The following is a 26792-nucleotide window of genomic DNA, read 5'->3' on the forward strand; positions in this document are numbered from 1 at the left end:
GTTATGAGAATTTCAGAACTCACAGAAAGAAAAACGACTCGCAGAGCAACACGAAATTTTGATTCGGAAGGTCGACGTATTTATAATGAATTTGAATATGATTTGCCTTACAAAATAGATTTTTATGGCAGTGACCAAAAAAGACAAGTTGCAAAATTTATTGATATGATACTGTTCTTTTTAGTTTTATATTTTATTTTTCACCTACCTATAATTTATTCCTTCATTGGTTCAATTCCTTTAGTTATAATATTCGGAAGTATCACCGAAACCCTTTGGGGAACAACTTTAGGTAAGAAAATTTTTAAAATAAAAGTAATTGATGATTATGGAAATTATCCGGAAATCTCAAAATCTTTAAAAAGAAATTTTCTTTGTCTGGCAAATTTTTATCCCAAATTCTCAGAACACACCACTAGAAATGTAGCATTTGGAACTCAAACACGTTTTAGAACAGATTTAAGTATGCACATGAACAATAAACTTTGTCATACTTATACCATAAAAGAAAGTCAGTTGTTGGAAATCAAAAAACTGTTAGAACAAAAAAAGTAGCCTGAAAATCAGGCTACTTTTTGTTTTATTTAAAATCTTTAGAATCTCTTCTCGGTTCTTTTACTTCCGGCCATTTTGTGATGTCTCCCTTATCATCTGATGGCATTGCTCTGCGTTCTCTGCTCGTAAATTCAGGATCTTCTGATGCCATATAAGCTAAAGTTGCGGTAAGAATCACATTATTTTTAACCTCATCAAAAACAATTTTATCATAGGTATCTTTCGTGGTATGCCAAGTATACCCGAAATATCCCCAGTTTAATGAACTTAAAGAAAATCCGGGAACTCCTGCCGCAACGAATGAAGCGTGGTCAGAACCTCCTCCACCAGGCATTCCCGGGAAATCTGTTTTGATATGGTCACGTACATTTTTAGGAACTGCATTCAGCCATTTTCCAATATAATCATAAGATTTTACAAAGCCTTGACCTGCAATATTAATTACTCGTCCCGTTCCGTTATCCTGATTGAAAACTGCCTGAGTTCCTTTGATGATTTCAGGATTATCTGCCACAAAACCTCTTGAACCGTTTAATCCTTGATCTTCACTTCCCCACAATCCTACAACAATAGTTCTCTTAGGATTCGGATAATATTTTTTTAGAATTCGCATCGTTTCAAGCATTGTTAAAACTCCCGTTCCGTTGTCTGTTGCACCCTGAGCTCCGTCCCAAGAGTCTAAGTGAGCTGAAAGTATTATATATTCGTCAGGTTTTTCTGAACCCTTAATCATCCCAAAGGTGTTGAATGTTTTGGCATCAGGAAGAACTTTAGATTGTGCATCAACCTTGATTCTGGGCTTCGTTCCCTTTTCAGCCATTCTGTAGAGCATTCCGTAATCTTCCACATCGATATCAAACATCGGGATTTTGGAAGTTTTTGCTCCGAAAATACGATTGGCACCCATAATTCCAGTCCAGTTTGAAATCGCAATTCCCGCCGCTCCTGCTTTTTCTAAAGATTCAGGAAGCGTATTGTTATCATAACCAATATTCTTTACATAATCACGGAAGTCTTTTGCAGCCTGTTCTTTTTCGGCTTTTAATTTTTCATATAATTCAGGAGTTGCAAATTCTTTGATCTGCTCATCCGAACGACCTATTTTCTGATACTGCGCCATCAAAACAATTTTTCCCTTTGCTGAAGGAAGCCACTGATCGAATTCTGCTTTCGAAGACACTTTAGGAAGAACAATAACTTCTGCTTCCACAGCTTTTTTGGTGGAAGGACTCCAAGCTAACTGTGTTGCCGAAAGCGACTTCATTCTTGGGTACACCATATCAACATGAGTCGTTCCTCTTTGCCAGCCTTTCCAGGTTCCGAATTGCTGAAGTTTTGCATCGATTCCCCATGATTTTAATTTATCGGCTGTCCATTCATTCGATTTAAGCATTTCGGGAGTTCCGACCAAACGTGGCCCGATTCCGTCTAATAATTCGAATGCCATATCTTCCAGCTGAGAATGATTATTCGTTTCATTGACAATACTTTCAACAATAGGATTTAATTTCTGAACGGTGGATTCCGCATGGCAAAACTGGCTCGCCAAAACGACTACAGGAACTGCAAAAAAGGTGTTTATCTTCATACTTTTTATTGATTGGCATAAAGATAAAGTTATTTGATGAAAATTAAAATTCTTAAATATTCTATTAATGTTTAAAGCTCATGATTGTCAATTTTCAAATCGTCATTTTTAAACAAAAAAAAATCTGTACAAATTTGTGTTATCAGCGGGAAGTTAATTTTATTTATCCAACAGATGATACAGATTTGCACAGATTCTATTATAACAATATCATTACTAGATGTGATAACATAACGAATTTTTCAATTATTGCTAGTTACACATTAATCACTATCAATAAACTATAGAGGATATTTTATCGCTTTATCGAGCTCAATCGGGTTGTTATATTTTCTTATGGATTCTTTTAATCTTTCATTGACTTCACGCGAGTTAGTCTGTCCTACTTGGGTTCCATCGTTCAGATAAAATTCATCATTTGATCGGGTTTGTTGCGTTGCATTTCTCAAATAATTAACGGGCGAGTCATAATATTTCAACTTAGAATCTCTGTATTTTTGATCATCTACCGAGACGCTATTTCCCAACATATAATCGATGTATGTATTCTTAACAGGCTTTATAATCTTTTGAGTTTTTACCAGTTCAAATTTGTAATCATTTTTATCATCAAACAATTCTACAATCAAACCTGGAAGTCCGTGGAATTTATATGGCCCTTCCTGAAACGGAATATCAGCAGTAAACCAGGCAATCCAGTTTCTTCCGCCCCAACTGGTGGTTGCTTTTTGTAAATTGAGATCTTTCACCTTCTTTTTTTCGTCAGTAAGCTTCCAATCCTGAATGTTTTTTGACGCAAGTTTCAATACCACATTTTCGAGAACATCGTAATAATCATAGTCTGCTGAACCAATTTGATGTGTGATAATATGAGAAGTATTGAATCTGGTTCCGTTTGCGATCTGCAGATTATTGGTCACCAAAGAATCTCCTATAAAAAAATCACGAGGATAATATTTCATTGTTTCAGATTCAATATCCAAATGATAATTTTCTTTAACGGTGGTATTTTGCGTCGAATCTTTTTTGTATTCCACATCATAAATGAAACGATACGTCTGCGCTTTAGATAAAAAAACCGAAAAGATAAAAGCTATTACAACTAAATTTTTCATAGGATATTATTTTTGGTTGATGAATTCCTGCTCTTCTTTTGAGAGTAAAACCGTTGATTCTTTATCGTCTTTTACAGGAATATTTTCCCAAATGCTTTTAGCAAAATCTACTTTTGGGTCTAATCCTTTTTTATCAGACTTCGCAAATGTGTTGTACACAATCTCTCGCATTGCCTTTTTCACATGAGTTTCGTCTTTGTAAAACATCGTGTAATTATCAGTTTCAAATTTATTTAAAGCAGGTACATAAAGACCGTCTTTTTTATAAAAATCGAAGGTAAGAATAGCATTTCCATATTTATAATCAAACGATCTTCCGTCTGTTGAAACCTTTTTTTCGATAGGTAAATCATCCATCGCATAGTTTGCCACAAAAAACGTAATCACTTTGTCTGCTGTATTATATTTCAAATTCCCCTCTATTTTGGTGCCTCTTATAGTTTTTATTTTAAAGCTGATCAACTGCTCACCATCTTCCTCTGAAACTAATGTTCCTGAATATTTTGCCTGGTGAGACCTTATGTTCGTAAGGGTTCGATTCAGCTCATAATTAAAGAAATAATTCCCCATATATTCATGCTTAAACTCTTCTACTTTGGCAGAAAAAACACTGTCAGATTTATTTATTTTGAGGTATTTTACATTATTAAGCTGTAATTGCAGAATGTCGTCATATTTTTTATTATAACCGTCTTTGTAATTATACGAATTGGTTTTACTCCATAATTTAGCTTCAGAAATGGACATAAAATGGAGCTTATTATTATCAAAAGCCTTCTGCTTCATCACCACATCGTATATCGAAGGCTCATCATAATAACGTTTGTGATAATTTTTAAAAACATCTTCAAAAAGCTTTTTGATATCTACACTGACGATTTTCACTTCTTCAATATCTTTAAAAGCAGGCTGAAGCTTGATTACAGAGCTAAAGTTCTTAATCTTTTCTTTTTTGAAACCAGACGCAGAAACTTCAAAATCTTTAGAACTCTCATCGACAGGTGCAAAACCATCTTCGTTGGTATAAAGCAATTGATTTGGTAAAAGAATCCTTGCATTGGCGATTGGTTGACCGTTTTCAGAATCGACAATCTGGATTTTCTGAGCAGAAAGAACTGCTGATAAAAAGACAAACAGATAAGAAATATGTTTCATAATAAACTCCGCTATTGGTTATTAGCGGAGCAAATATAAATTCAAAACAGGTTACATTTCAATGCAGTTTGATATATTTAATATTATTTGTGAATATTTAATTTTCTTTAACGGTTTTCTACACTTATTCAACCTCAAATATGGCCTGAATTTCTACCGAAGAATTCACAGGAATTGATGAAGCACCCAACGTAGCTCTTGCATGTTTTCCCTTTTCACCAAAAACATCCACTGCAAGATCTGAAGCGACATTCATCAAATCTGCATGTTTCGTGTAGTCGTTTTTTGTATTGAAAATTCCGGTGAGCTGAACAACTTTTTTTACTTTGTCTAAATCTCCGTTCACAGCTTCTTTCAACACTGCCAAAACATTCAGCATCGTCTGTTTTGTAGCTTCTTTCACCTGATTTTCATCAACTGAAACTTCTAATTTCCCCGGATGTAAAATTTTACCGTCTTTCAAAGCCACCTGATTAATGAAAACCAAATTTCCTGATCTTACAAACGGCTGATAATTTCCTGCAGGCTTTGGAACGCTGGGCAGCATGATGTTTTTCTTTTTTAAAACTGCATCAACAGTTTCTGTTTTTAAAGCTTCCTTCATAACTTTCTTTTGAAAAGTACCTTTCAATGCTGAGACAACTTTCGTAAAATTCTCACCCTGAATTCTGACTAAAGTCTTTTCATTTTCACTTGGCCGCTGCACATTTTTTACTGAAGCTAAACTCGTTACTCCCAATACCGTATTTCCCTGCGGAATCGTAGAATCTATTTTGTCATTACCACGAATACCGTTTGAAACCAAGACCATCCCGTGAACTGCAAGGCTGTTCCAAAATGCCTGAACAGCCAGTTCGTTTCCTGCTCCGCTTCCTGCAGACATAAAAACGGTTGCAGGCATTCCTTCCAACTCATGATGCGTCCATAGATCAACCGTTTTAGCAAGAAATTCGCTCATTCCGGTACTTATATTTCCGAAATAAACGGGTGAACCAAAGGCGATTCCGTCATACGAAGCTAAGTCGTCAACCGTTGCAACCGGAATATCTTTCAACTTTTCATGTGATGATGATTTTACAAGTTTAATGGTTGCTTTGGTGTTTCCATCAGTTTCAATTCCTTTAGAAATCTCTTTTGCCAGTTCGTAAGTTCCGCCATTATCTGAATGAATCAAAACCAATACTTTTGTTTTATTGTCTTGTGCCAGCATAATATTTGTGATTAAAAATAAAAGAATGAATGTAAAAATTCCTTTTGTCTTTTTCATGAAAATTTTAAAATAATTGATGGTACAAAATTAAGAAGGCTATTTTCATTAATTTTGCCAAAAACAATATGCAAAACGCCAAAACCAAATGCAGTTTATCGGAAGATCTTCCGGGATATTTTTCTGATTCTGTTGATAAAGACATCTATGTTTGGTACGAACAAGACTGGAAGCATGATGATTATGAGCACTTTCACGAACGTTCTCAGCTTACTTTTGTAGAAGAAGGTTATCAGTATTTTCATATTGATCAAAAAATATATCTCGTACCTCAGAATCATGTTATTTGGATTCCAGGTTCAAAAAAACACCGAATTACTTCAGAATCTGAAACTGTAAAGCTGATGGTTGTTTTATTTAAAAAAGATTTAGAGAATAATTTCTACAAAGAAGTACATGTGTTTCCGGCACCTCCGGTTTTAAAAGAAATGCTGCTTTACGCTTCAAAATGGAACAAATTGCTGACTGAAGATGCAGAACAAAGTACTTTTATGAACGCAATTCTCACAAGTCTACCTAATTTTTGCAATGAAACTAATTTCCTTCAGATTCCGGCGCCTGTAGATTCGAGGCTGACGGCAGTTTGCAATTTTATTAATGTCAATTTTAAACAGCACTTAAGTATTGAAGATTTAGCTGAAAAAGGAAATATGTCTGCAAGAAGTCTACAAAGAATTTTTAAATCTGAAACTGGAATCAGCCTGAAGAAATATATTCAGTTGATCAGAATTGTGAAAAGTGTAGAACTGATTGATTCGAAACAATTCACATTAAGCGAAATTGCCTTTAAAGTAGGTTACAAAAGTCTCTCTGCTTTTACATCATCTTATTTGTCTGTGATGAAACGAAGACCTAAAGTAAATAAAACTTTGAAAAATTGAGTTAAAAAAAAGCCGGCTAAAAAAGCCGGCCGAGTCTGTATTATTTTTTAGATTCTTCTACAGAAACTTTTCTGAATTCTTTGAACAATTTGCTCAATTCTAAAGCAGATTTACGAGCTCTAGTACCCGCTGCCTTGTTTCCTTTTTCTGATTGTTGGTTTGCTTCAGTTGCAAACGCTTCGAATTCTGCGTTGATTTTTTCAATAAGTTCTTTCATGTCTATAAAAATTTAGGGTGCAAATATATGTTTTCAGATGCATCCAGCCTAACATTGATGAAAAAATTTAATGTTAAACGTGAATTATTTAATTTAAATCTTAAAAATCACCCCTTTCTTCTATAAAAACTCATTGATAAATGGCTTAATTAGTGATTTATAATCTAAATTTGGTAGATTTATAAACATTCTAAGTATCATTAACAATGAAATTTCTCTTAACCCATCAGGAAACCGACAGACTCAGATTCAGAAAATTGGAACATTCTGATTTTGAAATTTGGATGGAACTATTTAAGGATGAAGAAACTACAAAGCTTCTTGGGATGTCTGAGTTTAAAAATGCCGAAGAATGGGTTTGAATGGACTTTTCATCGTTATGAAAATGATCTCGGCGGGCAAAACGCTCTCATCTCCAAAGAAACCAATCAGTTAGTCGGTCAATGCGGACTTTTGGTACGGGAAATCGAAAATAAATTTGAACTTGAAATCGCCTATTCTATTCTTCCCAATTTCAGAAAAAAAGGTTTTGCGCTTGAAAGTGCTATGAAATGTAAAGAATTTGCTTTTGAAAATAATTTTCATGATCGATTAATCTCAATGATTTTTCCGGAAAATGAAAACTCCAAGAAAGTCGCCGCAAAAAACGGAATGACTTTGTATAAAAAGACAATTTACAATCATAAAGAAATGGATGTTTTTGCAATTACAAAGGAAGAATTTGATGAAAGTAGGTAATAATGTTATTTTGAGAAAACTATTCATCTTTATTCAACATACTCTTTAGGCTTCGGTTTAAGCTTCTCACCGAAACTCCAAGATAGGCTGCCATATTTTCTTTCGAAATTTTTATGTCCTGTTCAGATTGAAGTTCTAATAACCTGTTTAGACTTTCCTCCACTGTGTAAAGTTGCTGGTACGAGGCGCGCGATGAAGTATTGGATATGCGTTCTGCAAAAACATTTAACAAAAACCAATTGAAAACAATATCTTCTTTTAAAAGTTTTCTGAAATAAGGAATTGAGATGGAATAAACTTTTACCGCTGTCAGTGCTTCAATCGTACATAATGCTTTTACTTCACGAATGCTTTCTAACTCGCCAATAATTTCTCCACTGCCGGAAAATTCAAGGATATATTCTTTCCGGTTTTTCTCAGTCAGACTGCATTTTACAATACCTTCTCTCAAAAGCATTACCTTGTTAACCTCTTCATTTTGAGATACCAGTAACTCCCCTGCCTCAAAAGATCTTACAATAATATCTTCTTTGCGGTTTTGCTTCTCATAAAGATCACTTACATAAGCCAAAAATGACTGATTGGTTCTTAACATTTGATGTCAGGGACAAATGTCCTTTTTATTGTTTTGGGTATTTAAGAATTTTGCTGCTGTAAAACATGCAAATATAGAAAAACAATCAATTTTTTTTTTTCGAAATAACAATAATAAATAATAAAAATGAAGACATTAATAACAATCAACGAATGGGATCGTAAAGAACAATACCTTTTTTTCTCTCAGTTTGAAGAGCCTTTTTTCGGAACAACGGTGAGCGTAGATTGTACGAAAGCTTACCAAGCTGCCAAAGAAAAAAATCAATCGTTTTTCCTCTATTATCTTTACAGAGCCATAAAAGCGGCTAATGAAATTGAAAATTTCAGATATCGAATTGTTGAAAATAAGCCATTTCTTTATGATGTTATTCACGCTTCAGCAACAATCAACCGTCCAAACAATACTTTTGGTTTTTCATATATCGATTTTGATTCTGATGAGTCTGTTTTTCAAAAAATAGCCAAAAACGAAATTGAAAGGGTGAAATCATCCAATACCTTGCTTCCGGCAAAAGGAGGAGATAATGTTATTCATTTTTCTGCTGTTCCTTGGTTAAATTTTACTTCGATTTCACATGCAAGAAAATTTTCTATTTCAGACAGCTGCCCGAAAATTTCATTTGGAAAAATGATGGATGCAAATGGCATTAAAACAATGAACGTTTCAATTCATGGGCATCATGCCTTAATGGATGGCTATCATGTCGGGCTTTTTACTGAAAGATTTCAGATGTTGATGGATGAAGATTAATTTAAATAAAATAATTATTATCGATTCAAACGTGAATTGATTTAGAAATACTTAAAATTAATTTACGTTTGAATCTTTTATTTTAAAGATCTGGTTGCCATTAAATACAATCACAGCCAAGAAAATAAGTGCATAAGAAAATATCTGCAAAATACCCAAAGGCTCATGATAAACAACTCCAGCCAATACAAAAGCGATTATAGGATTGATATTTAAAATCATTCCTACTTTTGACGAAGCTATTCCGCTTAATGCAAATAAATTCAGCAATAATGGAACAATGGTGTAAAGTACAGCGATGATTTCAACATAGAAATAAAATTTAAAATCTGTAGGAATCGGTCCTGAGAAAGCTGGAAAAAATGGAATTAAAATAAACGCTGATAAGAGTATGTGAAAATTGAGAACCAAAAACTTATCAAACTTGGTATTTTTGTTTTGGCTGATCAAATAAGCAGCGTAAGTAAAACCGATTAGACTGCTATAAAACATATCAATCATATTGGCATAAGAAAGAAACACACACCCTATACAACTCAGAAATACCGATAGCCATTGCATTTTTGACAATTTATCACGCAGCAGAAAATAAGCAAGTATGGTGGTAATAATCGGGCAAACCAAATAAGCTACAGAAGTCGCCCGCACACTTACATGATTCATCACATAAATGAATGAAAACCAATTTGCTGTCAACAAAATACTGCTTCCAACATTTAAAACAATCATTTCTCTTCTGCTCTTTTTCGGTAGAGACTTAAAAAAAATTACATTATTCTTTATTTTTTCTCTTTTGAAAGCTACAGAAACTACCGTCATAATAATGGCACAGCTGAAGACACGATAAAAAAGAATATCCAGTGATGGGTATGAATGCAGTGGCTTTAAAACCAAACTAAATGTTCCCCAAATAGAAAATGCAAGTATTGCAGCTAAGTAATATTTTAGATTATTCAAGTGAAATTGTCTGTATTAAATTGAAATAAAATGATGGTGCAAAAATAGAGATTAAAGAGCGGACAAAACAGATAAAATATTACCTTTGATAAGGTACTAACCAAAAATATTCTGAATTTTTCAGAACAACTCGTTCTTTTGTAAACTTAATTAATGAGAAAAATAATTTTAATCTTATTCGTCCTTATTTCTTTTGTTTCAATGGCTCAACAAAAAGGAAATACTGATCATTTCATTATACAGATACGAGAAGAATTCGGTGATCTCAATCAAGACGGATTACCAGATAAAACTGTGATTTTGATGGATACCGTTGATGTAAATCAGCCACTCAAATTAGAGATCTATTTTCAACAATCTGACGGAGAATTCAAATTATTCTTTTCGTCCACAAATATCTTCAATCCACAATATCCAAACGGAAAATATGGTGGAGATCAAATTCCGTATGCATTTATTGAAGATGGATATTTGGTTATCGATTCTGAAATAAAAGATTTTCATTATCAGGATAAATTTAAATTCAATAAAGGAAACTTTGAATTAGTCAATTTTTCATCAGTAATCTGGGGTGGTAAAGATTATACAACCGAAGTTGAATTTGATCTTTTAAAAGGTATAAAAACAGAAATCACACAAGCTTTGGGTTCAGGAAATATTCTGAAGAAAGAAGAAAAAAAATTGCTTATAAAACCTTTGCCGACTATTCAAAATTTCAGAACACTTGAAAAACAGTGGAAGTAATCTTAATAAATATAAAAAACAAATTCAATATAGTACATCTGAGGTTTTAATAATATCTTCTGTGAGTATGATAAGTTTTTTCTATTATTTAGTTGAAATTTTCTTTCAAGCGGAAATATTTTCGATATTGAATTCGGTAGTATATAAGATAGAAACTTAACAGGCTTTTTCCTGAATAATGTCGAAAGAAAAATTAGGGAAATTATCAGTATTAAAAGTATAAGACAAACTTTTTTTAGAAAGATAATCTTTGGTACTCGTGATCAAAAGACAAACCATCCACATATGCAACTTCATTTTTTCATGATTGTATGATTGTATAGATTTCCACGCATTCTCAAAAGTTAATGTCGTGATTTCCTCAGCATATTCTCGTGAGCGAACAGACTGTAGGGCTAATCCGTATAGCATACAAGAGTATTGATTATAGAGTTGATCAAAACCTCTTTTATCTTTTTGTTGTATTAAAAGATACAGTTCACTATCTGTATACTTTTTTGAGTTCTTTGTTTTCATTAGGCATTTTATAATCTGTATAAATATCCCTCTTCATGGTACTAATGCATAATTAAAAAAGGGATGTACTTACGATTAAAAAAGATTATTGCTCCTTAACAACAGCCTGACTCATGTATACAATAATTTTGATCTTCTATCCTGTTTTAAAAAAAATTATTAGATACTTGTCTATAAACAAATTGTATGCTAAACATAATTTAGGTAAGCAGATGTGGTATCTAATCTTTAAAAATTATTAAATATGTTTATCAAATCTGGGTCATAATTTTCATGCATTCAATCTTTGTTTCGGTTTATACCAGAAAAATGATGCATTAGGAAAACGTCAAATTCTTAGTCAAAACGCAGCTTTTTAAAATTAAATTTTAATTTCAATAGTTTAATTATCTTTGAAACTATGCAATCGATTACAAAAAATTAATAAACCGACAGTGCAGGATAATTTATTATTTCAATTATTTTAGATTGCGATTAATAAAAGGAAATTATTAAAATACAGAACTTTCTTTTAAACTAAACAACTTGCAGACATTATGAAAAAGCTAATCTTAATTCTCTTCGCATTTCTAATATCAATATCGCTATCGGCTCAATACAAACCGTGGACTTCCGCAACACAACCTTTAAAAGAAATCAAAGCTTTAAAGAAACAAATCAAAGCTCCAAAATTCAGAAAAGCAGATTATTTAATTACAGATTTCGGTGCAGTTGGGGACGGAAAAACAAAAAATACGGAAGCTTTCAAAAAAGCGATTGAAAAATGCAGTGCTGAAGGTGGCGGAAGAGTTGTCGTTCCAAACGGAGTCTTTTTAACGGGTGCAATTTATTTGGAATCCAATGTCAACCTACACTTAACTGATGGTTCAACAATTTTATTCAGTCAGGACAGTAATGATTACCCTATCGTTTTCACCCGTTGGGAAGGAATGGAATGTATGAATTATTCATCTTTGATTTACGCTTATGAGGAAGAAAATATCGCCGTTACCGGAAAAGGAACTTTGGATGGAAATTCAGATTTAGACAACTGGTGGTTTTGGTGTGGTGCTACAAAATATGGGTACAACACATCACGTCCGGGAAGACAAAACCCTGCAAGAGCCAAACTTCACGAATATATGGCGAACAGAACGCCTGCGAGACAAAGAATTTTTGGCGACGGATGGTATTTAAGACCAAATTTCGTTCAGCCTTACAAGTCTAAAAACTTTTATATGGCGGATGTTTTGGTGAAAAATTCTCCGATGTGGAATCTGAATCCTGTTTTGTGTGAAAATGTTTTGATTGAAAGAGTAAAAGTCATCAGCCATGGACCAAACAACGACGGTTTCGACCCCGAAGCCTGTAAAAATGTATGGATTAAAGATTCTTATTTTGACACAGGAGACGACTGTATCGCCATCAAATCCGGAAGAGATGAGGACGGAAGAGACATCGGAAGACCTGCCGAAAACCACATCATCGAAAACTGCGAGATGAAGGACGGTCACGGCGGTGTTGTAATCGGAAGCGAAATTGCAGGTGGAGCAAAAAATATTTACGCCATCGGAAACGTGATGGACAGCAAGAATCTTGACCGTGCTTTAAGAATTAAAACCAGCTCAAGCCGTGGTGGAATCATCGAAAACGTATTTTTCTACAACACAAAAGTGGGTGCGTATAAAGAAGCAGCGGTACGTTTCAATATGCATTATGAAAAACCTGGAAATCATATTCCGACGATGAGAAATATCTGGGTTGAAAATTTAACCGTTGACAAAGGTGGAAAATATGCTGTATTTTCTGATGCTTACGAATCTTCACCGGTAACTGATTTTACAATGATTAATGCTAAAATGGTTGGCGTTCAGATTCCATACAAAGTGGATTATATGAAAAATGTAACACTGAAAAATGTAACCGTTAACGGAAAGCCATTAACTGAGTTAAAACCATAAAATAAATTATTCAGAGTTTGCGCAAATGAACACAAAGAACACAATGTTTTTAAAAATTATATTGCTTAAAAGTCCACAAAGCCGCTTCGCTTATATAAGATTTCTTGTAAAAAGTTGTGCTTTTTTAAGCGAAGCGGCTTTGTGATACTAAAATTAATAGATGATTATCAAAAATCTTTGTAAGCTTAGTGTTCAAAAATTCGATGTGACAGAAACGAATATCAAATATTTTAAAAATTAAAATGCGCAAAAAAACCATTTTCGCCGGACTTCTTGTCTTGTCGGCATTTTCACTTTCGTTTTCCCAGTCGAAACACTGGCAGAATAACGAGCGTGAACTGCATTACAAAGAAGACAAAGGCGATTTTTTGTTGGTCAACGGAAAATACAGATTCAATCGGGCTTTGTATGGCGATAACCGTGCGTCGAGAGTTGAAGCCGGAGATTTGCCGGAATTCGCATTGTATCTTCCCGGAATGGGTGGAAATCTTCAATTCGTTATTCAGAAGGGAAATTCAATTAGACAATTAATAAAGGCTGATAAAATTGAAACGCATTACCGACCGGGAACGATGTTGTATGAAATCAAAGACCCGATTTTGGGTAGCGGAACTTTAAAATTGACCGTTTTGGCGCAGGCTAAAGAAGAAGGCTTGGTTTTAAAAATGGAAACTGTCAATATAGATTCATCATCAAAAATCTATGCAGTTTTTGGCGGTGCGAGCGGAACGACTTTCAGCAGAAATGGCGATATCGGCGCTGACCCGGAATCCGGATTTTATCTGTTGCCTGAATACTGTCTGAACAATCAGTTTCAGTTGAATAAAAATCATTTTCAGCTTAATTATTTAAATAAGAAAAAAGAAAATCAAACGGTCAGCGGAAGTTTTTCAAATGTAAATTCTTTACAGCAAACCGATGCGACGACTTTGGAAAAATTGTCTGAGTTTACTCAAAATAAAACGGACAAATCTCCAATTGTCTACGCTTCGTATTCTTCTCAAAAACAACCGGTTTACATTCAGGTTGTCAAAGGAAAATCAGACAAAAACTTTTCGGATGAAGAGTTGAAAAATATATTTAATGAAGCGGAAAAATCCCGTTTGACATTAACGAACAGAATTCAGCTTAAAACTCCGGATGCCGATTTAAATAATTTCGGAGCGAATTTAGCGGTTGCAGCGGATGGAATTTGGGAAAGCCCGACCTTCCTTCACGGTGCCGTGGCGTGGAGAATGCGGTTGAATGCTTGGCGTGGCGCTTACACGGCCGACGCATTAAGTTGGCACGACAGAGCAAAAGAACATTTTGAAAGCTACGCCAATTCTCAGGTTTTAAAACCAGATTTCGCCCCTGTAGAAATGGATACGATGCGTCATCTTGCCCGTCACGAAGAAAAAATGGGAACTTCGGTTTTTTCAAGCGGATATATTTCCAGAAATCCGAATGACAACACAAAACCGCACCATTATGATATGAATCTGGTGTTTTTTGACCAGATGTTTTCGCATTTCAATTACACAGGAGACCAAGAGTTTCTGAAGAAAATGTGGCCAACGATGGTTCGTCATATGGATTGGGAAAAACGAAATTTCAAACGTGGCGATTTGTATGATGCGTATGCCGCAATTTGGGCGAGCGATGCGCTGCAATATTCAGGTGGAAAAGTAACACACACTTCAGCCTATAACTACAGAGCCAACCGTGAGATGGCAAAACTGGCAAAAATCATTGGCGAAAATCCTCAACCTTACGAGCAGGAAGCTGATGCGATTTTAAAGGCAATGAAAAATGAACTTTGGATTAAAAACAAGGGTTATTTTTCTGAATATAAAGATGCGTTAGGTAATCAAATCGTTCACGACAAACCAGGAGTTTGGTCGATTTATCACGTTTCGGATGCATTTATCTTGAATGAGTTTGAGGATTATCAGAATTTACAATACATCAATAATCACACACCAAAAATTCCGATTACGGTAAAAGGTGCTGATAATAAAAACTATTTTACGTTAGCAACCACCAACTGGCAACCATACGATTGGTCTATAAATAATGTTGCTTTGGCAGAAAATTTACAGACCGCTTTGGCATATTGGCAAGCCGGAAGAACTGAAGATGCGTACCAACTTTGGAAGGGAAATTTGGTTGAGTCGATGTATTACGGCATCGGTCCGGGGAACTTTGAACAGCTTTCTCATTACGATGCTTTTCGTGGAGAATTGTACCGTGATTTTGCTGACCCAATTGGTGTGGCTTCAAGAACTTTAACGGAAGGACTTTTCGGAGTTTATCCGAATTTACTGGAAAATAAAATCAGCATTAAGCCTGGCTTCCCAAAAGACTGGAATTCTGCCGAATTGAAACTTCCTGATTGGGAATATCAGTTTACCAGAACTTCAAGAAAAACCGAGTATTTATTTAAATCAAAATATCAAAATCCGGTGGCGTTGGAAATGCAGATTCCTGTAAATTATTCCAATATCAAATCTGTGAAAGTGAATGGAAAGAAAGTGGATTGGAAAATTAAACCAAATTCCATTTTACAGCCAATTGTTCAGTTTGAAACTCCGAAAGGAAAAGACTTTAAAATCGAAATCAATTATTCGGGCGAAGAAATTAAAAACGAACAAACTGATTTCACTAATTATATTTCTGAAAATCTTCAATTGAATTTTGATTCAAAAAAGAAAATCAAAAATATCTACGACCCACAAGGACTGATTAAAAATTCCCCTCCTCTGGAGGGGTGGATTCGACCAAAGGGAGAAGACGGGGTGGTTAACCCAAAGTTTGATTTGGTTAAAGAAGAAAGAAAAGGAACTTTCTTTATTCAGTTCAAGCAAAACGGAACAAGTTGGTGGCAACCTATCAATGTTGACATCCGTTTTCCTTTGGAAGCAAAATGGGTGAATAAAAAACTGCAGATTCAGTCCAAATCATCCAATCCAATTAATGGAAAACTTTCTGTTAATGGTTTAAATAAAACTTTCACTATTCAGAAAAATCAAAATACATCACTTGAAATTCCTATAAATTATTTAAGTAAAGGAACAAACTCTATCGTACTTGAATACAACGGAATCAAACAAAATATTGAAATCACCGATTGGGAAATTGAAAATAAAGGGCAGTTTAACAACATTTCATTAGCTTCAAAATACAATGAAAAAGTAACCGAAATTTTCAATCAGAAATACCTTTCACCAAGACTTGAAGTTCCGACTTTACAGCTTCCGTGGCAGGGAATCGGAAACTGGTGTTATCCTTTAATTACCGCTCAAATCGATGACAGCGGATTGATGAACAAAAGAAAAAATGGCAAAATTGAGTTTCTCGGAGTTCCATTTTTAATTGATAAAACAGATAAAAATATTGCTTTTGTAAGTCAGTGGGATAATTATTCTGATTCTCTTGAAATTCCGATTTCAGGGAAAGGAAAGAAAATTTATTTTCTGATGGCGGGTTCTACCAATCCGATGCAGTCACAGATTGTAAATGGAAAAATTACCGTTCAGTATGTTGACGGTTCGACTTCAGAATTAGAATTGAAAAATCCGACGAATTGGTGGCCGATTGAGCAGGATTTGTTTGATGATAATTTTGCATTTGAAATTCCTGATGATAAAATTCCGTATCGGGTAAAACTGAAAACAGGAGAATTGTACAAAGGCGGAACTTTAAACAAATATTCAAGCATAAAAGGATTTACAGACCGTCAGGTGGATGGCGGTTCTGCAACAATTTTGGATTTGCCAATTGATGCGAATAAAGAATTAAAATCGATAAAATTAACAGCCGTGAGCAATGACGTAGTGATTGGAATGATGAGTGCGACGGTTTTGAGGTAAGATTTTATGCCACGAATGCACGAATTGTAAGTATGGTTAAAAATGTGATATAAATAAAATGCAAGACTTCGACAAGCTCAGTCTGACAGCGCAAAAACGCAGTTAGTATTAGAATTGTCAGGCTGAGCCTGTCGAAGCCTCGTGGCTAAAAAAATAAATTAAAAAATGAAGAAAATTGCAATATATCTGAGTATTTTCTGCGTTGGATTTTCATCCTTAAATGCTCAAAAAATCGACCGAAAGAAAGTCGTTCAGCGACATAATGTGGTCAACACAAAAGCCGATACCCTTTCAACTTTAACAGTTGGAAACGGAAAATTTGCCTACACGGTTGACATCACAGGAATGCAGTCGTTTCCTGAATATTACAAAAATGGAGTTTCTCTCGGAACCCAGTCTGAATGGGGGTGGAACAGTTTTCCGAATAAAGAAAATTATAAATTTGAGGAAACTTTAAAGCCTTATGATTTCAATAACGACGGGCGAAAAGCTTTATACTCTGTTCAAATCAAAGAACCTGAACGCAACAAAGGTGCAGTTGAATATTTTCGTGTTAATCAACATCGCTTGCAATTGGGAAATATTGGAATTGAATTAATTAAAAAAGACGGTCAGAAAGCGAAAATTTCAGATTTAACCAACATCAATCAGAAAATTGATTTGTGGACGGGAATTATCACCAGCGAATTTTCTTTGGAAGGAATTCCGGTAAAAGTCTGGACTGCTTCTTTTCAAAATTCAGATAAAATTGGGGTGAAAATTGAATCTGATTTGATTGCTAAAGGGAAACTGAAAGTTTTTGCACGCTATCCTTCTCCTACCGGACAATTTCTGGATGACGCTGCTTTTTATGGCAATGAAAATGACCATACCACGAAAATCATTTCTTCAAAACCGACGCAGGGCTTAATTCAGCATACGTTGCAAAGTACAGATTATTATACTCAATTTAATTTTACGGAAGGAAAACTTCGTGAAGCCGGAAAACACTACTTTGTTTATGAACCTTCTTCGAAAAACAAAACTGTAGAACTAAGTGTTGAGTTTTCAGCTAAAAGTCCGAAATCCAACAGATCTTTATTCGCTGACGCTGAAAAAGAAAGTACGCCAGGCTGGAAAAATTTCTGGGAAAGTGGTGCTGCTGTTGATTTTGAAGGAAGTACAGACCCAAGAGCCAATGAATTGGAAAGAAGAGTTATTCTTTCAGAATATTTAACAAAAGTTCAATGTGGAGGAAGTAATCCACCTCAGGAAACGGGCTTGACCTTCAACAGTTGGTACGGAAAACCGCACACCGAAATGCATTGGTGGCACGGCGTTCATTACGCATTGTGGGGAAGACCGGAAATTTTGGAAAAACAGCTTGATTATTATTTCAGAACCTTTGATAAAGCTAAAAAATTAGCCGAAAGACAAGGCTACAAAGGTGTTCGATGGATTAAAATGTCGGATAACGAAGGAAACGAAAGTCCTTCTTCTGTTGCTGCATTTTTGATTTGGGAACAACCGCACATTATTTATATGACAGAACTTTTATATCGAAATAGTAAGGATAAAAAAGTGTTGGAAAAATATAAAGATCTGATTTTTGCAACTGCAGATTTTATGGCTGATTTTGCGACTTATGACAAGGAAAAAAATCGTTACAATTTAGGAAAAGGCGTGATTCCGGCGCAGGAAGTTTTCCCTGCTAAAGATACTTACAACCCGACTTATGAAGTGGCGTATTGGGATTGGTCATTGAAAATTGCTCAGCAATGGAAAGAAAGATTAGGACAGCCGAGAGATAAAAAATGGGATGATGTCATCAATAAATTAGCGCCGCTTCCGGTTCAGGATGGGGTTTATTTATCGACAGAATCAGCAAAAGATTCATTCACATTTCCAAAATGGATGACCGACCACCCTGCTGTTTTAGGAGCATTGGGAATGGTTCCGGAATCTCCGAAACTGGATAAAAAAATAATGAAAAACACGCTGGATATCGTTTGGGAAAGATGGAACTGGGAACATACCTGGGGCTGGGATTTTCCGATGACTGCAATGAACGCAGCAAGACTGGGACTTCCAAATAAAGCGTTGGATGCTTTGTTTATGAACATTCAAACCAACACTTATCTTAAAAACGGACATAATTTTCAGGATAAAAGGCTTAGAATTTATCTACCAGGAAATGGTGGTGTTTTGACGACCGTTGCAATGATGCTTGAAGGTTGGGACGCTTCGACAGGAGAATTCCCTGGTTTCCCGAAAGACGGAAGCTGGAAAATAAAAGCGGAGGGTTTTAAAAAGATGCCTTAAAAAATTTCACATTCATATAGTTTCTGAAGTCTGTTCCGGGAGGGGCAGGCTTTTTTAGTTAGAGAGTTAGAGGGTTTGGGGCTTGTAGGGTGGAAAATATTTGAAACTTTTAAGATTTAAAAACCTTGAAGGTAGAAATGGGAGTTTTCAATAAATTACAGCTATTCATTATAAAATTTATAAAAAATTGAAAATTAACAGTTTAAAACTATTACTATTATAAAAAACATTCATGAATCTGTTAGTTCAAATTTTTGTATCTTGTTTTCAGCTATTACTCGCTTTTGATTTTAGCTTTTTTTTAACTGAATTGCATTTCCTATCTGTAAAAAATTATGGCCGAAACATTAGAAATCAACATCAATGAAAACTCCAGAGTTCCGAAATACAAGCAGATTGTAGATTCTATTCTGAACGGAATTGATGGAGGGCAAATAAAAATCGGAGAAAAAATTCCGTCAATCAATGAACTCAGCGAATCCTGTTTTCTCTCCAGAGATACTGTAGAAAAGGCTTACAAAGAGCTTCGCAAAAGGCAGATCATTGAATCCGTAAAGGGTAAAGGCTACTATATTTCCCGTATCAACAAGAACGACATCATCAATATTTTCTTTCTGATCAACAAGCCGAGTACTTATAAAATGATGATTTACAATTATTTCGTCAATGCAATCGGTACCAAAGGCAATGTGGAGATGTATATCTATCACTGCGACGAAACGCTTTTTATCAATGCTTTGAAAAAAAATCTTGGTGGTTTTGATTATTATGTTGTGATGCCGCATTTCCGTGATGAGCAGTCGAAACATACAAGTTCAACGCAGGAAGTTTTAGACATTATCGAACAGATCCCGAAGAATAAATTATTGCTTTTAGACAATACAAAACCCAATATTTCAGGGGATTACGGTTCTATTTTCCAGGATTTTGAGCATGATATTTATGATGCTTTAAAGGAAGGTTTAGATAAAATTAAAAAATATGAAAAGATCATTTTGGTTTATCCAGATAAATCGATTCATCCCTACCCTTTCCGTATTGTGCGTGGTTTTGAGCAGTTTTGCAGGGATTTTAAACTCGACTATGAAATTTTGGATGAAATTTATCCCGACATGGAATTGCAGGACAAAGATATTTTCATCACGATTCGTGAGCGTGATCTGGTGAATCTGGTGAAACAAATCCGTCAGAAAAATCTGAAATTAGGTGAAGACATCGGAATTATTTCCTACAACGAAACTCCTTTGAAAGAATTGCTGGGAATTACCGTGATTACAACTGATTTTAAGGCGATGGGCGAATCTGCTGCGTATATGATTTTGAAGAACAAGAAGGAGCAGGTGAATAATGTTTTTAAATTTATTCAAAGGGAATCTTTATAGTTTTTAAAGTTTTAATGAAGATTTTTTTTAAACGCAAAGTCTTATTTTTATTTTGAATATCTAAGGAGCAAAGGTTGGAATCAATAAATTGATTCTGACCAAGCGAATGTATGAAAGCTTCATCAACGACTTTGTCGCTATACTTTGCTACTTAAATGATTGGTTTTTTTGTTAAATCTTTGCGTTTAAATTTACACAGTAACTTTTCTTTTTATTTAAAAAAATAGTTAATAATTATGATTAAAAAAATAATTTTCGCCATGAGTTTTTTAGTGGTAATCACTGTTTTCGGACAGAAAAAAAATGATACCCCAGCAGTAACAGATGCAGCAGAAAAACTGAGATTAGCAATGATCAGCGGTGAAAAATCAGCGTTAGAATCTTTAATTGTACCTGAACTGACTTATGGACATTCGGGAGGTCATATTGATGATGCTAAGGAATTTGTTGAAAAACTGGTCAGTAAAAAATCTGATTTTTTGACTATTGAGATTACTAATCAAAACATACAAATCTTAGGCACCACAGCAATTGTCCGTCATCATTTTTATGCGACGACTGCTGATTTGGGAAAAGCTCCGGGCGATGTGACTTTGGATATCTTATTGGTTTGGATAAAGGTTAAAAATGACTGGAAGTTGCTGGCGAGACAGGCGGTGAGATCTGAGAAGAAAAAGTAGGTTAATAAGTTAGTAATTGATGAAAATTCAGAAAAGTGGATTTGCTAATTTTAATTTTTTTTGAATGAATTATGTATATTTATGTTATCTGAAATAGCTTAAGACTAAACGATGAATTTATTATCAATTTTTTTCAATTATCATCCGGAATTTATGGAAGGATTAAACTCATTTTCTGAACTTAATCGGGAAAAACTTCTTAGAAAATTAAAAAGTGCTGAAAACAGAACTTCTTTTCTTTCAACAGTATCTGAAATTAGATTTGGCGATTTTTTTCAAAAGCTTGATTTCGAAATAAAATATGATGAAAAAATTGAAGATAAAACGCCTGACTGGACTTTAAATAGCTCTGCATTTCCTATAATTTGCGAAGTTTATCGTCTTGGAAGAAGTAATAAAGATCAAAAAAGATCAGATTTTGAAAATTCTTTAAAAGAACAGCTTCAAAAGATTCCGTCAAATTTGGTTATAAAGATTACAATTGATGATAATTATGATAATTATGATGAATTGCAAATTGATAGAATAAAAACGAAATTTGAAGCATGGTTAGAAAAACAGCCAACCATAAATAGTGAACTATTTTTAGATTATGATTTTACATTTAAAGTTATAGCAGTAAGTCAAACTATGAATTATCTCTCATGTATAAATTCAGGTAATATCGACTATAAAATTGGCAAACTAAAACAATTTGAAAATCAGCGTCCAAATGAAATTACAAAGAAAATGCAGAAGTATAATCGTATAATTACTACACAAAAACTTCCATTCTTTATATGTGTTGACCTTGATTTTGCGAGTGGATTTACTCATGATGAATTTGAAGAATATTTTTTAGGATCTAGCGTGGAATTTATAGATTTTGATTCAAAAAATACATTTACCACCGATATAGGAACTCTCGGACTTGAATGGACAAAACTGGGTGAATTCTATCAAAATTTGCAAATTAGTGGAATTATCACTTGCTCAAATAATAACTTCAAGATTCTTTTAAATCCAATTCACCAACAAATAATTTACGAAGAAAAATATAATGACTGTCTTACGAAACTTAAACAATTATAGATAACTAAGGTAACAAGCTTACAAGATTGGTAATTTTCCGCAATCACTTCACCCTAAAATTCTGCAAATCCTCCGGCGTATCACAGCAAACCTGCTCCATCACCTGTCTGAACTGCATTTTAAGCATTTCTATAATATGATCGCCGCCTTTATCGCCAAGAGCTCCAACGGCATACATAAATGTTCTACCCATAAAGGTGAATTCTGCACCACAGCTCAAAGCACGGGCAACGTCCGGACCGGTTCTTACGCCGCTGTCCATCATAATTTTAATCTGACCTTTGTATTTTTCACTAATTTCTTTCACTACGGCAATCGTTGATTCTCCGGCATCAAGTTGTCTTCCGCCGTGATTAGAAATAATCATTCCGTCGAAACCTAAACGTACTGCTTCTGCAGCATCTTCATCGGAAGCCACGCCTTTGATGACCAACTTTCCTTTCCATTTATCACGGATGGCTTTAATTCTGTCTGAATTTAATCTTCCGGAAAAAGTAGAGTTCATAAACTGACCCAACTGTTTCACGTTCATGTTTTTATCCATGTATTTTTCCATCGTTTTAAAACTTGGAATACCATGTTTCAACATTTCAAAACACCAATCTGGTCTTGATAAAGCCTGCGTAACATTTCTGAAATTCAGTTGTGGGGGCATTGCCAAACCGTTTCTGATTTCTTTTGCTCTGTATCCAAAAGTCGGAACATCAGATAAAACGCACAAAACATCGTAACCTGAAGCTTCACAACGGTCAAGAATATCGTCTCTTAGCCACTCTTCTCTCGGATGATAAAGTTGATACCAAGCTTTTCCCTCGGTCAATTCTGCAATTCTTTCGATACTGCTTGTGGTAACCGTACTTAAAATAAAAGGAATATTATGCTTAAAAGCTGCTTTCGCTAAAATTTCCGGAGCATTCGGCCACATCAATCCTTGTAAACCAACCGGAGAAATTCCGAACGGTGCAGAATATTTCACACCGAATAATTCCGTTTCCATATTGGCCTCCGTATAGTTGTTGTTTAAATATTGCGGACGAAGGAGAACATCTCTCAATTCACTTGTATTTCTGTCGCGGTTGATATTTTCGTTACAGCCGCCATCGAGATATTCGAAAGCGAATCGGGGCATTTTCTTTTTTGCTTTTTCGATCAGCAATTCGAGGGAAGCGTAATTGGTATCAAATGGAAAGGACATAAATAGTTGTTTGTTTTTGGTTGTCAGTTGATTGTTGTTGGTTGATTGTTTTTGAGAGTGCCATCAACTGACAACCGTCAACCAACAACTATATTCTTTACAAATTTAAGATTAAAGGCTGAAGCACTTTCATCTGATAATGCTGCTGTAAAAATGTTTCGTCGATTTTTTTGTTTGAAATCACCATCGATGCACCTAAAGCAGAGCCCAACGGAGAATGCGTAGACATCACATTGTAATGTTGGAAATGATGCGACATCAGTTTCATAAAGACATCATTGTCTGTAAAGCCTCCGTCGATATAGATATTTTTGATTTCTGAATTTCCGATGGCATTTGTGATGGTATGAATCTGCAGATCCATCAACTCAATCATCAGTTGATGATATGCTTCTTCAAAGGTTGCGAATGAATTTAAATCTGTCGCGGTAATCATTTTTCGTTTTAAAATAATGCCTTCAAAACGGAAATAGATATTTTTATTTTTCATTAAACGCAGATACAAATCCTGATCAAACTGCACTTCTCTGTGGAAACCATATTCTTTTCCGTAGTAAGCACATAATTTTTCAACCTGAATTTTGTATTCATTCCCCATGAAAAAACGGGATGCTTTCACACGTTTGCCGTCGATTCTCATGTAATTTAAACAGTTGTTTTCGATGTCTTCATCCGTTAAACTTTCATCATTAAATGGATTCAAAGAAATACTCCAAGTTCCTGTTGAAAGCAATAAAAACGGTTCTTTTTTACTTAAAATATAAGGCAATAACGCTGAAGAACTGTCGTGAATTCCAACGCCGATTTTAATTTTTTTGTTTCTGTAAGAAGTGTTGATGCTCGCAGAAGTCGGAACGATGGGTCCCAATAAAGCATCGATTTCTTCTTCATAAACCCAGTCGTGATAATCTGCTTTGTCGTAATCCCACAAGTTGGTATGACAGCCAATTGAAGTAAATTCCGAAACACATATTCCGGTGAATAAGTATGATAAATACTGAGGTAAATGAAGGCTGTAACGGATTTTTTTAAAAACTTCCGGATGTTTGTATTTTAACCAGAATAACTGCAGTCCGGAGTTCAGCATTCCGGTTTGAGGAGATGCTGTTTCGCGGGCAATTTTCAGTTTACTGCCATGTTTTTCGTAAAAGAGATCAAGAATTTCCTGATCCATCGGTTTAGTGTAATTGTACAACGGCGTCAGAACATTTCCTTTCTGATCTAGGTGCACAAAACTCGCTCCGTACGTAGAAAAATTGATGGCTTTTACTTCAAAATTTTCATCATCGAGAATGGCATTGAAATTATCTTTGATCCAGTTTTGGAGTGCAGCAAGATCTTCTGTAGGATAACCATCTTCATCGGTGGTAAGGGGAAGTTCGGTATATTCACGCACAACTTCTTTGTAATTTTTATCAAATAAAAAAAACTTTTTGTTGGTTTTTCCAATATCAAATACGATGGTTACCTTTTTTTTGGACATTCCTGAGATGAATTTAATGATTTATTATAAAATGGTTATTAGTTTTTTTTCAAAATTTCATTTAAAAAATTCTTATTTTAACGCAAAGTACGCTAAGGTTTTTTTGACAAGCTAACTGTTTTTAAGTTCGCAAAGGCGTTTCACTTAGCAAAGTCACAAAAGATTTTTATTTTGTGTAAAATTTAAAATTTGTTTAAATTCATTTTAAATTTTTAAAACCATCAAGGAGTGTTTAGTGATTAAAAATAATTAAGAAAAAAATCCACTGATTTCTTAAATAAAGAAGTCTATCATTAATTTTCTAAACACTCGGGTCTCAACGGTGAATAAGGATACATATAATTAAACTTTCGATTGCACCTGAAAGTAATTATCAAATAAAACGGATTTTACAATCCGGTTGCTTTTGCCCAGCCTCTCTCAGAAATCAAGGTTTCTCTCACCTTTAAACTTCTATAAGCTGCGATCGGATCCAAAGCCGCACCAGTCTGTAATCTTGCCGCTTTCAACAACGGACGAACATCTGTTCTGTATGCATTCTGCAAAATATCCTGAGCAGCAACAACATCATTGTTCAGTTGTGCTTCTTTTAAAGCTTTCTGATCAACTAGAAGTGCCTGAGCATAAGCAATTAAAATAGCTTCTAAGGACTGTAATAAATCTTCCAAAGGATCTTTGATATTGTGACTTGCATCGATCATCCAAGCTGGATAAGGATTGTTGGCGTTGTTTTCCATTCCGTACACCAATTCGTTGAAGATCAAGAATAAAGCATAAGGTTTAATAGAACCTACCGTCAAATCATCATCTCCATATTTGCTGTCGTTGAAGTGGAAACCACCTAATTTTCCTTTGTACATCAAGGTTGCAACGATCTGCTCAATATTGGTGTTCGGTAAATGATGTCCAAGGTCAACCAATGTGAAGGCTCTTTCACCGCAAGCGTTTGCCAGCATGAAAGAAGTTCCCCAATCCTGAATGGTTGTTGAATAGAAATTCGGTTCGTAAGGTTTATACTCGATGAACAATTTCCAATCTTCGGGCATTCCTGCGTAGATTTCTTTTAAACTTTTCTCAGTGTTTGATAAAGCCGTCTGAAAGTTTAACTGCCCAGGAAAACTAGCTCCGTCAGCCAACCAAACGGTTAAGCTTTTTGAGCCTAATTCTTTTCCGATTCTGATTACTTCTTTATTGTGTTCAACAGCGTAAGCTCTTGAATCTTCGTTTACAGAATTTAAAGAACCGAATTTGTACGAATGTTTTGCATCCGACTGATCCTGAAATGTGTTTGAATTCATCGCATCAAAGATCAATCCGTGAGACGCTGCGCTTTCTTTCAAAGCACTTACATCACTTGGAATATCCCATGGAATGTGAAGGGAAACCGCTCCGGCAGAATGAGTCAGTGCGTGAAGCAGTCCAACATCATCTAATTTCTGTTCCAAAACTGCTGGTTCGCCACCGTAAGAAAATCTTCCGAAACGGGTTCCGCCAGCGCCTAAAGCCCAGCTTGGAATTGCCACTTGGAAATCAGCGATTTTGTTAACAATTTCAGCAACGTCTGCACCTGATTTTGTTAATTTATTTTGTAGAAAATCAAAGTCTGAATTAAAGTTTTCGACTTCGTTTTTATTGTGTTGTTCAATGATATCTTTTCCTATAATCATAGTTTGTTTGTTTTACCACAAAAGTCACAAAAGCTTTTGTTTGATTTTTTTTTAACCTTGTCAAGGTTGTATTGATGGACTAAAATTAGCATTAAATATTTTATTCCGTTCCTTCTATTACTTTCGGATCGCTCGCAGCCC

General features: G+C 34.9%; 23 protein-coding genes. 12 read left to right on the top strand and 11 right to left on the bottom strand.

Annotated features, from left to right (window positions below; translation table 11 throughout):
- The first annotated feature begins 3 nt into the window (after positions 1-3).
- Positions 4-555, top strand: a complete 552-nt coding sequence (locus tag LNP04_RS03715) for an RDD family protein (protein WP_229985230.1) — start codon at positions 4-6, stop codon at positions 553-555.
- 25 nt (positions 556-580) lie between these two features.
- Here LNP04_RS03715 and LNP04_RS03720 read toward each other — a convergent pair whose 3' ends face one another.
- From LNP04_RS03720 to LNP04_RS03735, 4 genes are all read right to left on the bottom strand, one after another.
- The gene (locus LNP04_RS03720; RefSeq protein WP_229985231.1) at positions 581-2143 is read right to left on the bottom strand and encodes a M28 family peptidase; all 1563 of its coding nucleotides are present in this window, start codon (positions 2141-2143) and stop codon (positions 581-583) included.
- Between the two features lie 281 nt (positions 2144-2424).
- On the bottom strand, positions 2425-3258 hold the full coding sequence (locus LNP04_RS03725) for a GLPGLI family protein (protein WP_229985232.1): 834 nt from the start codon (positions 3256-3258) through the stop codon (positions 2425-2427).
- Positions 3259-3264: 6 nt separating this feature from the next.
- Positions 3265-4413, bottom strand: a complete 1149-nt coding sequence (locus LNP04_RS03730) for a hypothetical protein (protein ID WP_229985233.1) — start codon at positions 4411-4413, stop codon at positions 3265-3267.
- Between the two features lie 124 nt (positions 4414-4537).
- Entirely contained in the window at positions 4538-5680 is a 1143-nt protein-coding gene (locus LNP04_RS03735) for an Atu1372/SO_1960 family protein (RefSeq protein WP_229985234.1), read from the bottom strand.
- 68 nt (positions 5681-5748) lie between these two features.
- On the opposite strand from LNP04_RS03735, the gene LNP04_RS03740 reads away from it, so the two are divergent.
- On the top strand, positions 5749-6561 hold the full coding sequence (locus tag LNP04_RS03740) for a helix-turn-helix domain-containing protein (RefSeq protein WP_229985235.1): 813 nt from the start codon (positions 5749-5751) through the stop codon (positions 6559-6561).
- 40 nt (positions 6562-6601) lie between these two features.
- Here the strand turns inward: LNP04_RS03740 and LNP04_RS03745 are convergent, their stop codons facing one another.
- The gene (locus tag LNP04_RS03745; protein WP_047446385.1) at positions 6602-6778 is read right to left on the bottom strand and encodes a histone H1; all 177 of its coding nucleotides are present in this window, start codon (positions 6776-6778) and stop codon (positions 6602-6604) included.
- Positions 6779-6984: 206 nt separating this feature from the next.
- On the opposite strand from LNP04_RS03745, the gene LNP04_RS03750 reads away from it, so the two are divergent.
- Positions 6985-7140, top strand: a complete 156-nt coding sequence (locus tag LNP04_RS03750) for a hypothetical protein (protein ID WP_229985236.1) — start codon at positions 6985-6987, stop codon at positions 7138-7140.
- Positions 7121-7516, top strand: coding sequence for a GNAT family N-acetyltransferase (locus LNP04_RS03755; RefSeq protein ID WP_229985237.1), 396 nt, complete (start codon positions 7121-7123; stop codon positions 7514-7516). The genes LNP04_RS03750 and LNP04_RS03755 overlap by 20 nt, the downstream gene beginning before the upstream one ends.
- A gap of 19 nt (positions 7517-7535) precedes the next feature.
- Here the strand turns inward: LNP04_RS03755 and LNP04_RS03760 are convergent, their stop codons facing one another.
- Complete coding sequence (locus tag LNP04_RS03760) at positions 7536-8111, bottom strand: Crp/Fnr family transcriptional regulator (protein ID WP_229985238.1); 576 nt, start codon at positions 8109-8111, stop codon at positions 7536-7538.
- Positions 8112-8237: 126 nt separating this feature from the next.
- On the opposite strand from LNP04_RS03760, the gene LNP04_RS03765 reads away from it, so the two are divergent.
- Positions 8238-8864 (top strand): CatA-like O-acetyltransferase, encoded by a 627-nt coding sequence (locus tag LNP04_RS03765; RefSeq protein ID WP_229985239.1) that lies wholly within the window; start codon positions 8238-8240, stop codon positions 8862-8864.
- Positions 8865-8921: 57 nt separating this feature from the next.
- On the opposite strand, the gene LNP04_RS03770 is transcribed toward LNP04_RS03765, so the two are convergent.
- A complete protein-coding gene (locus LNP04_RS03770) occupies positions 8922-9821 on the bottom strand; it encodes an EamA family transporter (RefSeq protein WP_229985240.1) in 900 nt (299 codons plus the stop codon).
- Between the two features lie 153 nt (positions 9822-9974).
- Between LNP04_RS03770 and LNP04_RS03775 the strand changes: the two genes are divergently transcribed.
- Positions 9975-10565 carry a hypothetical protein gene (locus LNP04_RS03775; RefSeq protein ID WP_229985241.1) on the top strand — a complete coding sequence of 197 codons (591 nt, stop codon included), beginning with the start codon at positions 9975-9977 and terminating at the stop codon, positions 10563-10565.
- A gap of 156 nt (positions 10566-10721) precedes the next feature.
- Here the strand turns inward: LNP04_RS03775 and LNP04_RS03780 are convergent, their stop codons facing one another.
- Positions 10722-11081: an RNA polymerase sigma factor gene (locus tag LNP04_RS03780; protein ID WP_229985242.1), complete on the bottom strand. Its 360-nt coding sequence runs from the start codon at positions 11079-11081 to the stop codon at positions 10722-10724.
- A gap of 536 nt (positions 11082-11617) precedes the next feature.
- Here LNP04_RS03780 and LNP04_RS03785 point away from each other — a divergent pair.
- The 6 genes from LNP04_RS03785 (at position 11618) to LNP04_RS03810 (ending at position 22306) form a co-directional block, all read left to right on the top strand.
- Complete coding sequence (locus LNP04_RS03785) at positions 11618-13021, top strand: glycoside hydrolase family 28 protein (protein ID WP_229985243.1); 1404 nt, start codon at positions 11618-11620, stop codon at positions 13019-13021.
- Between the two features lie 242 nt (positions 13022-13263).
- Positions 13264-16872: a DUF4450 domain-containing protein gene (locus LNP04_RS03790; RefSeq protein ID WP_229985244.1), complete on the top strand. Its 3609-nt coding sequence runs from the start codon at positions 13264-13266 to the stop codon at positions 16870-16872.
- 165 nt (positions 16873-17037) lie between these two features.
- Entirely contained in the window at positions 17038-19173 is a 2136-nt protein-coding gene (locus tag LNP04_RS03795; RefSeq protein WP_229985245.1) for a hypothetical protein, read from the top strand.
- 335 nt (positions 19174-19508) lie between these two features.
- Positions 19509-20555 (top strand): GntR family transcriptional regulator, encoded by a 1047-nt coding sequence (locus tag LNP04_RS03800; protein ID WP_056076505.1) that lies wholly within the window; start codon positions 19509-19511, stop codon positions 20553-20555.
- A gap of 236 nt (positions 20556-20791) precedes the next feature.
- On the top strand, positions 20792-21235 hold the full coding sequence (locus LNP04_RS03805; protein WP_229985246.1) for a nuclear transport factor 2 family protein: 444 nt from the start codon (positions 20792-20794) through the stop codon (positions 21233-21235).
- A 111-nt stretch (positions 21236-21346) separates the two neighbouring features.
- The gene (locus LNP04_RS03810; protein WP_229985247.1) at positions 21347-22306 is read left to right on the top strand and encodes a hypothetical protein; all 960 of its coding nucleotides are present in this window, start codon (positions 21347-21349) and stop codon (positions 22304-22306) included.
- Positions 22307-22349: 43 nt separating this feature from the next.
- Here LNP04_RS03810 and LNP04_RS03815 read toward each other — a convergent pair whose 3' ends face one another.
- The 3 genes from LNP04_RS03815 to LNP04_RS03825 form a co-directional block, all read right to left on the bottom strand.
- Entirely contained in the window at positions 22350-23501 is a 1152-nt protein-coding gene (locus LNP04_RS03815) for an alpha-hydroxy acid oxidase (protein WP_229985248.1), read from the bottom strand.
- Between the two features lie 97 nt (positions 23502-23598).
- Entirely contained in the window at positions 23599-24984 is a 1386-nt protein-coding gene (locus tag LNP04_RS03820; RefSeq protein WP_229985249.1) for an FGGY-family carbohydrate kinase, read from the bottom strand.
- Between the two features lie 389 nt (positions 24985-25373).
- Positions 25374-26651: a TIM barrel protein gene (locus LNP04_RS03825; RefSeq protein ID WP_229985250.1), complete on the bottom strand. Its 1278-nt coding sequence runs from the start codon at positions 26649-26651 to the stop codon at positions 25374-25376.
- Positions 26652-26792 lie beyond the last annotated feature (141 nt).

The organism is Chryseobacterium sp. C-71 (assembly GCF_020911865.1).
In the GTDB taxonomy this organism is placed as follows: Bacteria; Bacteroidota; Bacteroidia; order Flavobacteriales; family Weeksellaceae; genus Chryseobacterium.

Excerpts from the sequence above, each read along its gene's own strand:
- LNP04_RS03715 (WP_229985230.1), top strand. The coding sequence starts at position 4 with ATGAGAATTTCAGAACTCACAGAAAGAAAAACGACTCGCAGAGCAACA.
- LNP04_RS03720 (WP_229985231.1), bottom strand. The coding sequence starts at position 2,143 with ATGAAGATAAACACCTTTTTTGCAGTTCCTGTAGTCGTTTTGGCGAGC.
- LNP04_RS03725 (WP_229985232.1), bottom strand. The coding sequence starts at position 3,258 with ATGAAAAATTTAGTTGTAATAGCTTTTATCTTTTCGGTTTTTTTATCT.
- LNP04_RS03730 (WP_229985233.1), bottom strand. The coding sequence starts at position 4,413 with ATGAAACATATTTCTTATCTGTTTGTCTTTTTATCAGCAGTTCTTTCT.
- LNP04_RS03735 (WP_229985234.1), bottom strand. The coding sequence starts at position 5,680 with ATGAAAAAGACAAAAGGAATTTTTACATTCATTCTTTTATTTTTAATC.
- LNP04_RS03740 (WP_229985235.1), top strand. The coding sequence starts at position 5,749 with ATGCAAAACGCCAAAACCAAATGCAGTTTATCGGAAGATCTTCCGGGA.
- LNP04_RS03745 (WP_047446385.1), bottom strand. The coding sequence starts at position 6,778 with ATGAAAGAACTTATTGAAAAAATCAACGCAGAATTCGAAGCGTTTGCA.
- LNP04_RS03750 (WP_229985236.1), top strand. The coding sequence starts at position 6,985 with ATGAAATTTCTCTTAACCCATCAGGAAACCGACAGACTCAGATTCAGA.
- LNP04_RS03755 (WP_229985237.1), top strand. The coding sequence starts at position 7,121 with ATGCCGAAGAATGGGTTTGAATGGACTTTTCATCGTTATGAAAATGAT.
- LNP04_RS03760 (WP_229985238.1), bottom strand. The coding sequence starts at position 8,111 with ATGTTAAGAACCAATCAGTCATTTTTGGCTTATGTAAGTGATCTTTAT.
- LNP04_RS03765 (WP_229985239.1), top strand. The coding sequence starts at position 8,238 with ATGAAGACATTAATAACAATCAACGAATGGGATCGTAAAGAACAATAC.
- LNP04_RS03775 (WP_229985241.1), top strand. The coding sequence starts at position 9,975 with ATGAGAAAAATAATTTTAATCTTATTCGTCCTTATTTCTTTTGTTTCA.
- LNP04_RS03780 (WP_229985242.1), bottom strand. The coding sequence starts at position 11,081 with ATGAAAACAAAGAACTCAAAAAAGTATACAGATAGTGAACTGTATCTT.
- LNP04_RS03785 (WP_229985243.1), top strand. The coding sequence starts at position 11,618 with ATGAAAAAGCTAATCTTAATTCTCTTCGCATTTCTAATATCAATATCG.
- LNP04_RS03790 (WP_229985244.1), top strand. The coding sequence starts at position 13,264 with ATGCGCAAAAAAACCATTTTCGCCGGACTTCTTGTCTTGTCGGCATTT.
- LNP04_RS03795 (WP_229985245.1), top strand. The coding sequence starts at position 17,038 with ATGAAGAAAATTGCAATATATCTGAGTATTTTCTGCGTTGGATTTTCA.
- LNP04_RS03800 (WP_056076505.1), top strand. The coding sequence starts at position 19,509 with ATGGCCGAAACATTAGAAATCAACATCAATGAAAACTCCAGAGTTCCG.
- LNP04_RS03805 (WP_229985246.1), top strand. The coding sequence starts at position 20,792 with ATGATTAAAAAAATAATTTTCGCCATGAGTTTTTTAGTGGTAATCACT.
- LNP04_RS03810 (WP_229985247.1), top strand. The coding sequence starts at position 21,347 with ATGAATTTATTATCAATTTTTTTCAATTATCATCCGGAATTTATGGAA.
- LNP04_RS03815 (WP_229985248.1), bottom strand. The coding sequence starts at position 23,501 with ATGTCCTTTCCATTTGATACCAATTACGCTTCCCTCGAATTGCTGATC.
- LNP04_RS03820 (WP_229985249.1), bottom strand. The coding sequence starts at position 24,984 with ATGTCCAAAAAAAAGGTAACCATCGTATTTGATATTGGAAAAACCAAC.
- LNP04_RS03825 (WP_229985250.1), bottom strand. The coding sequence starts at position 26,651 with ATGATTATAGGAAAAGATATCATTGAACAACACAATAAAAACGAAGTC.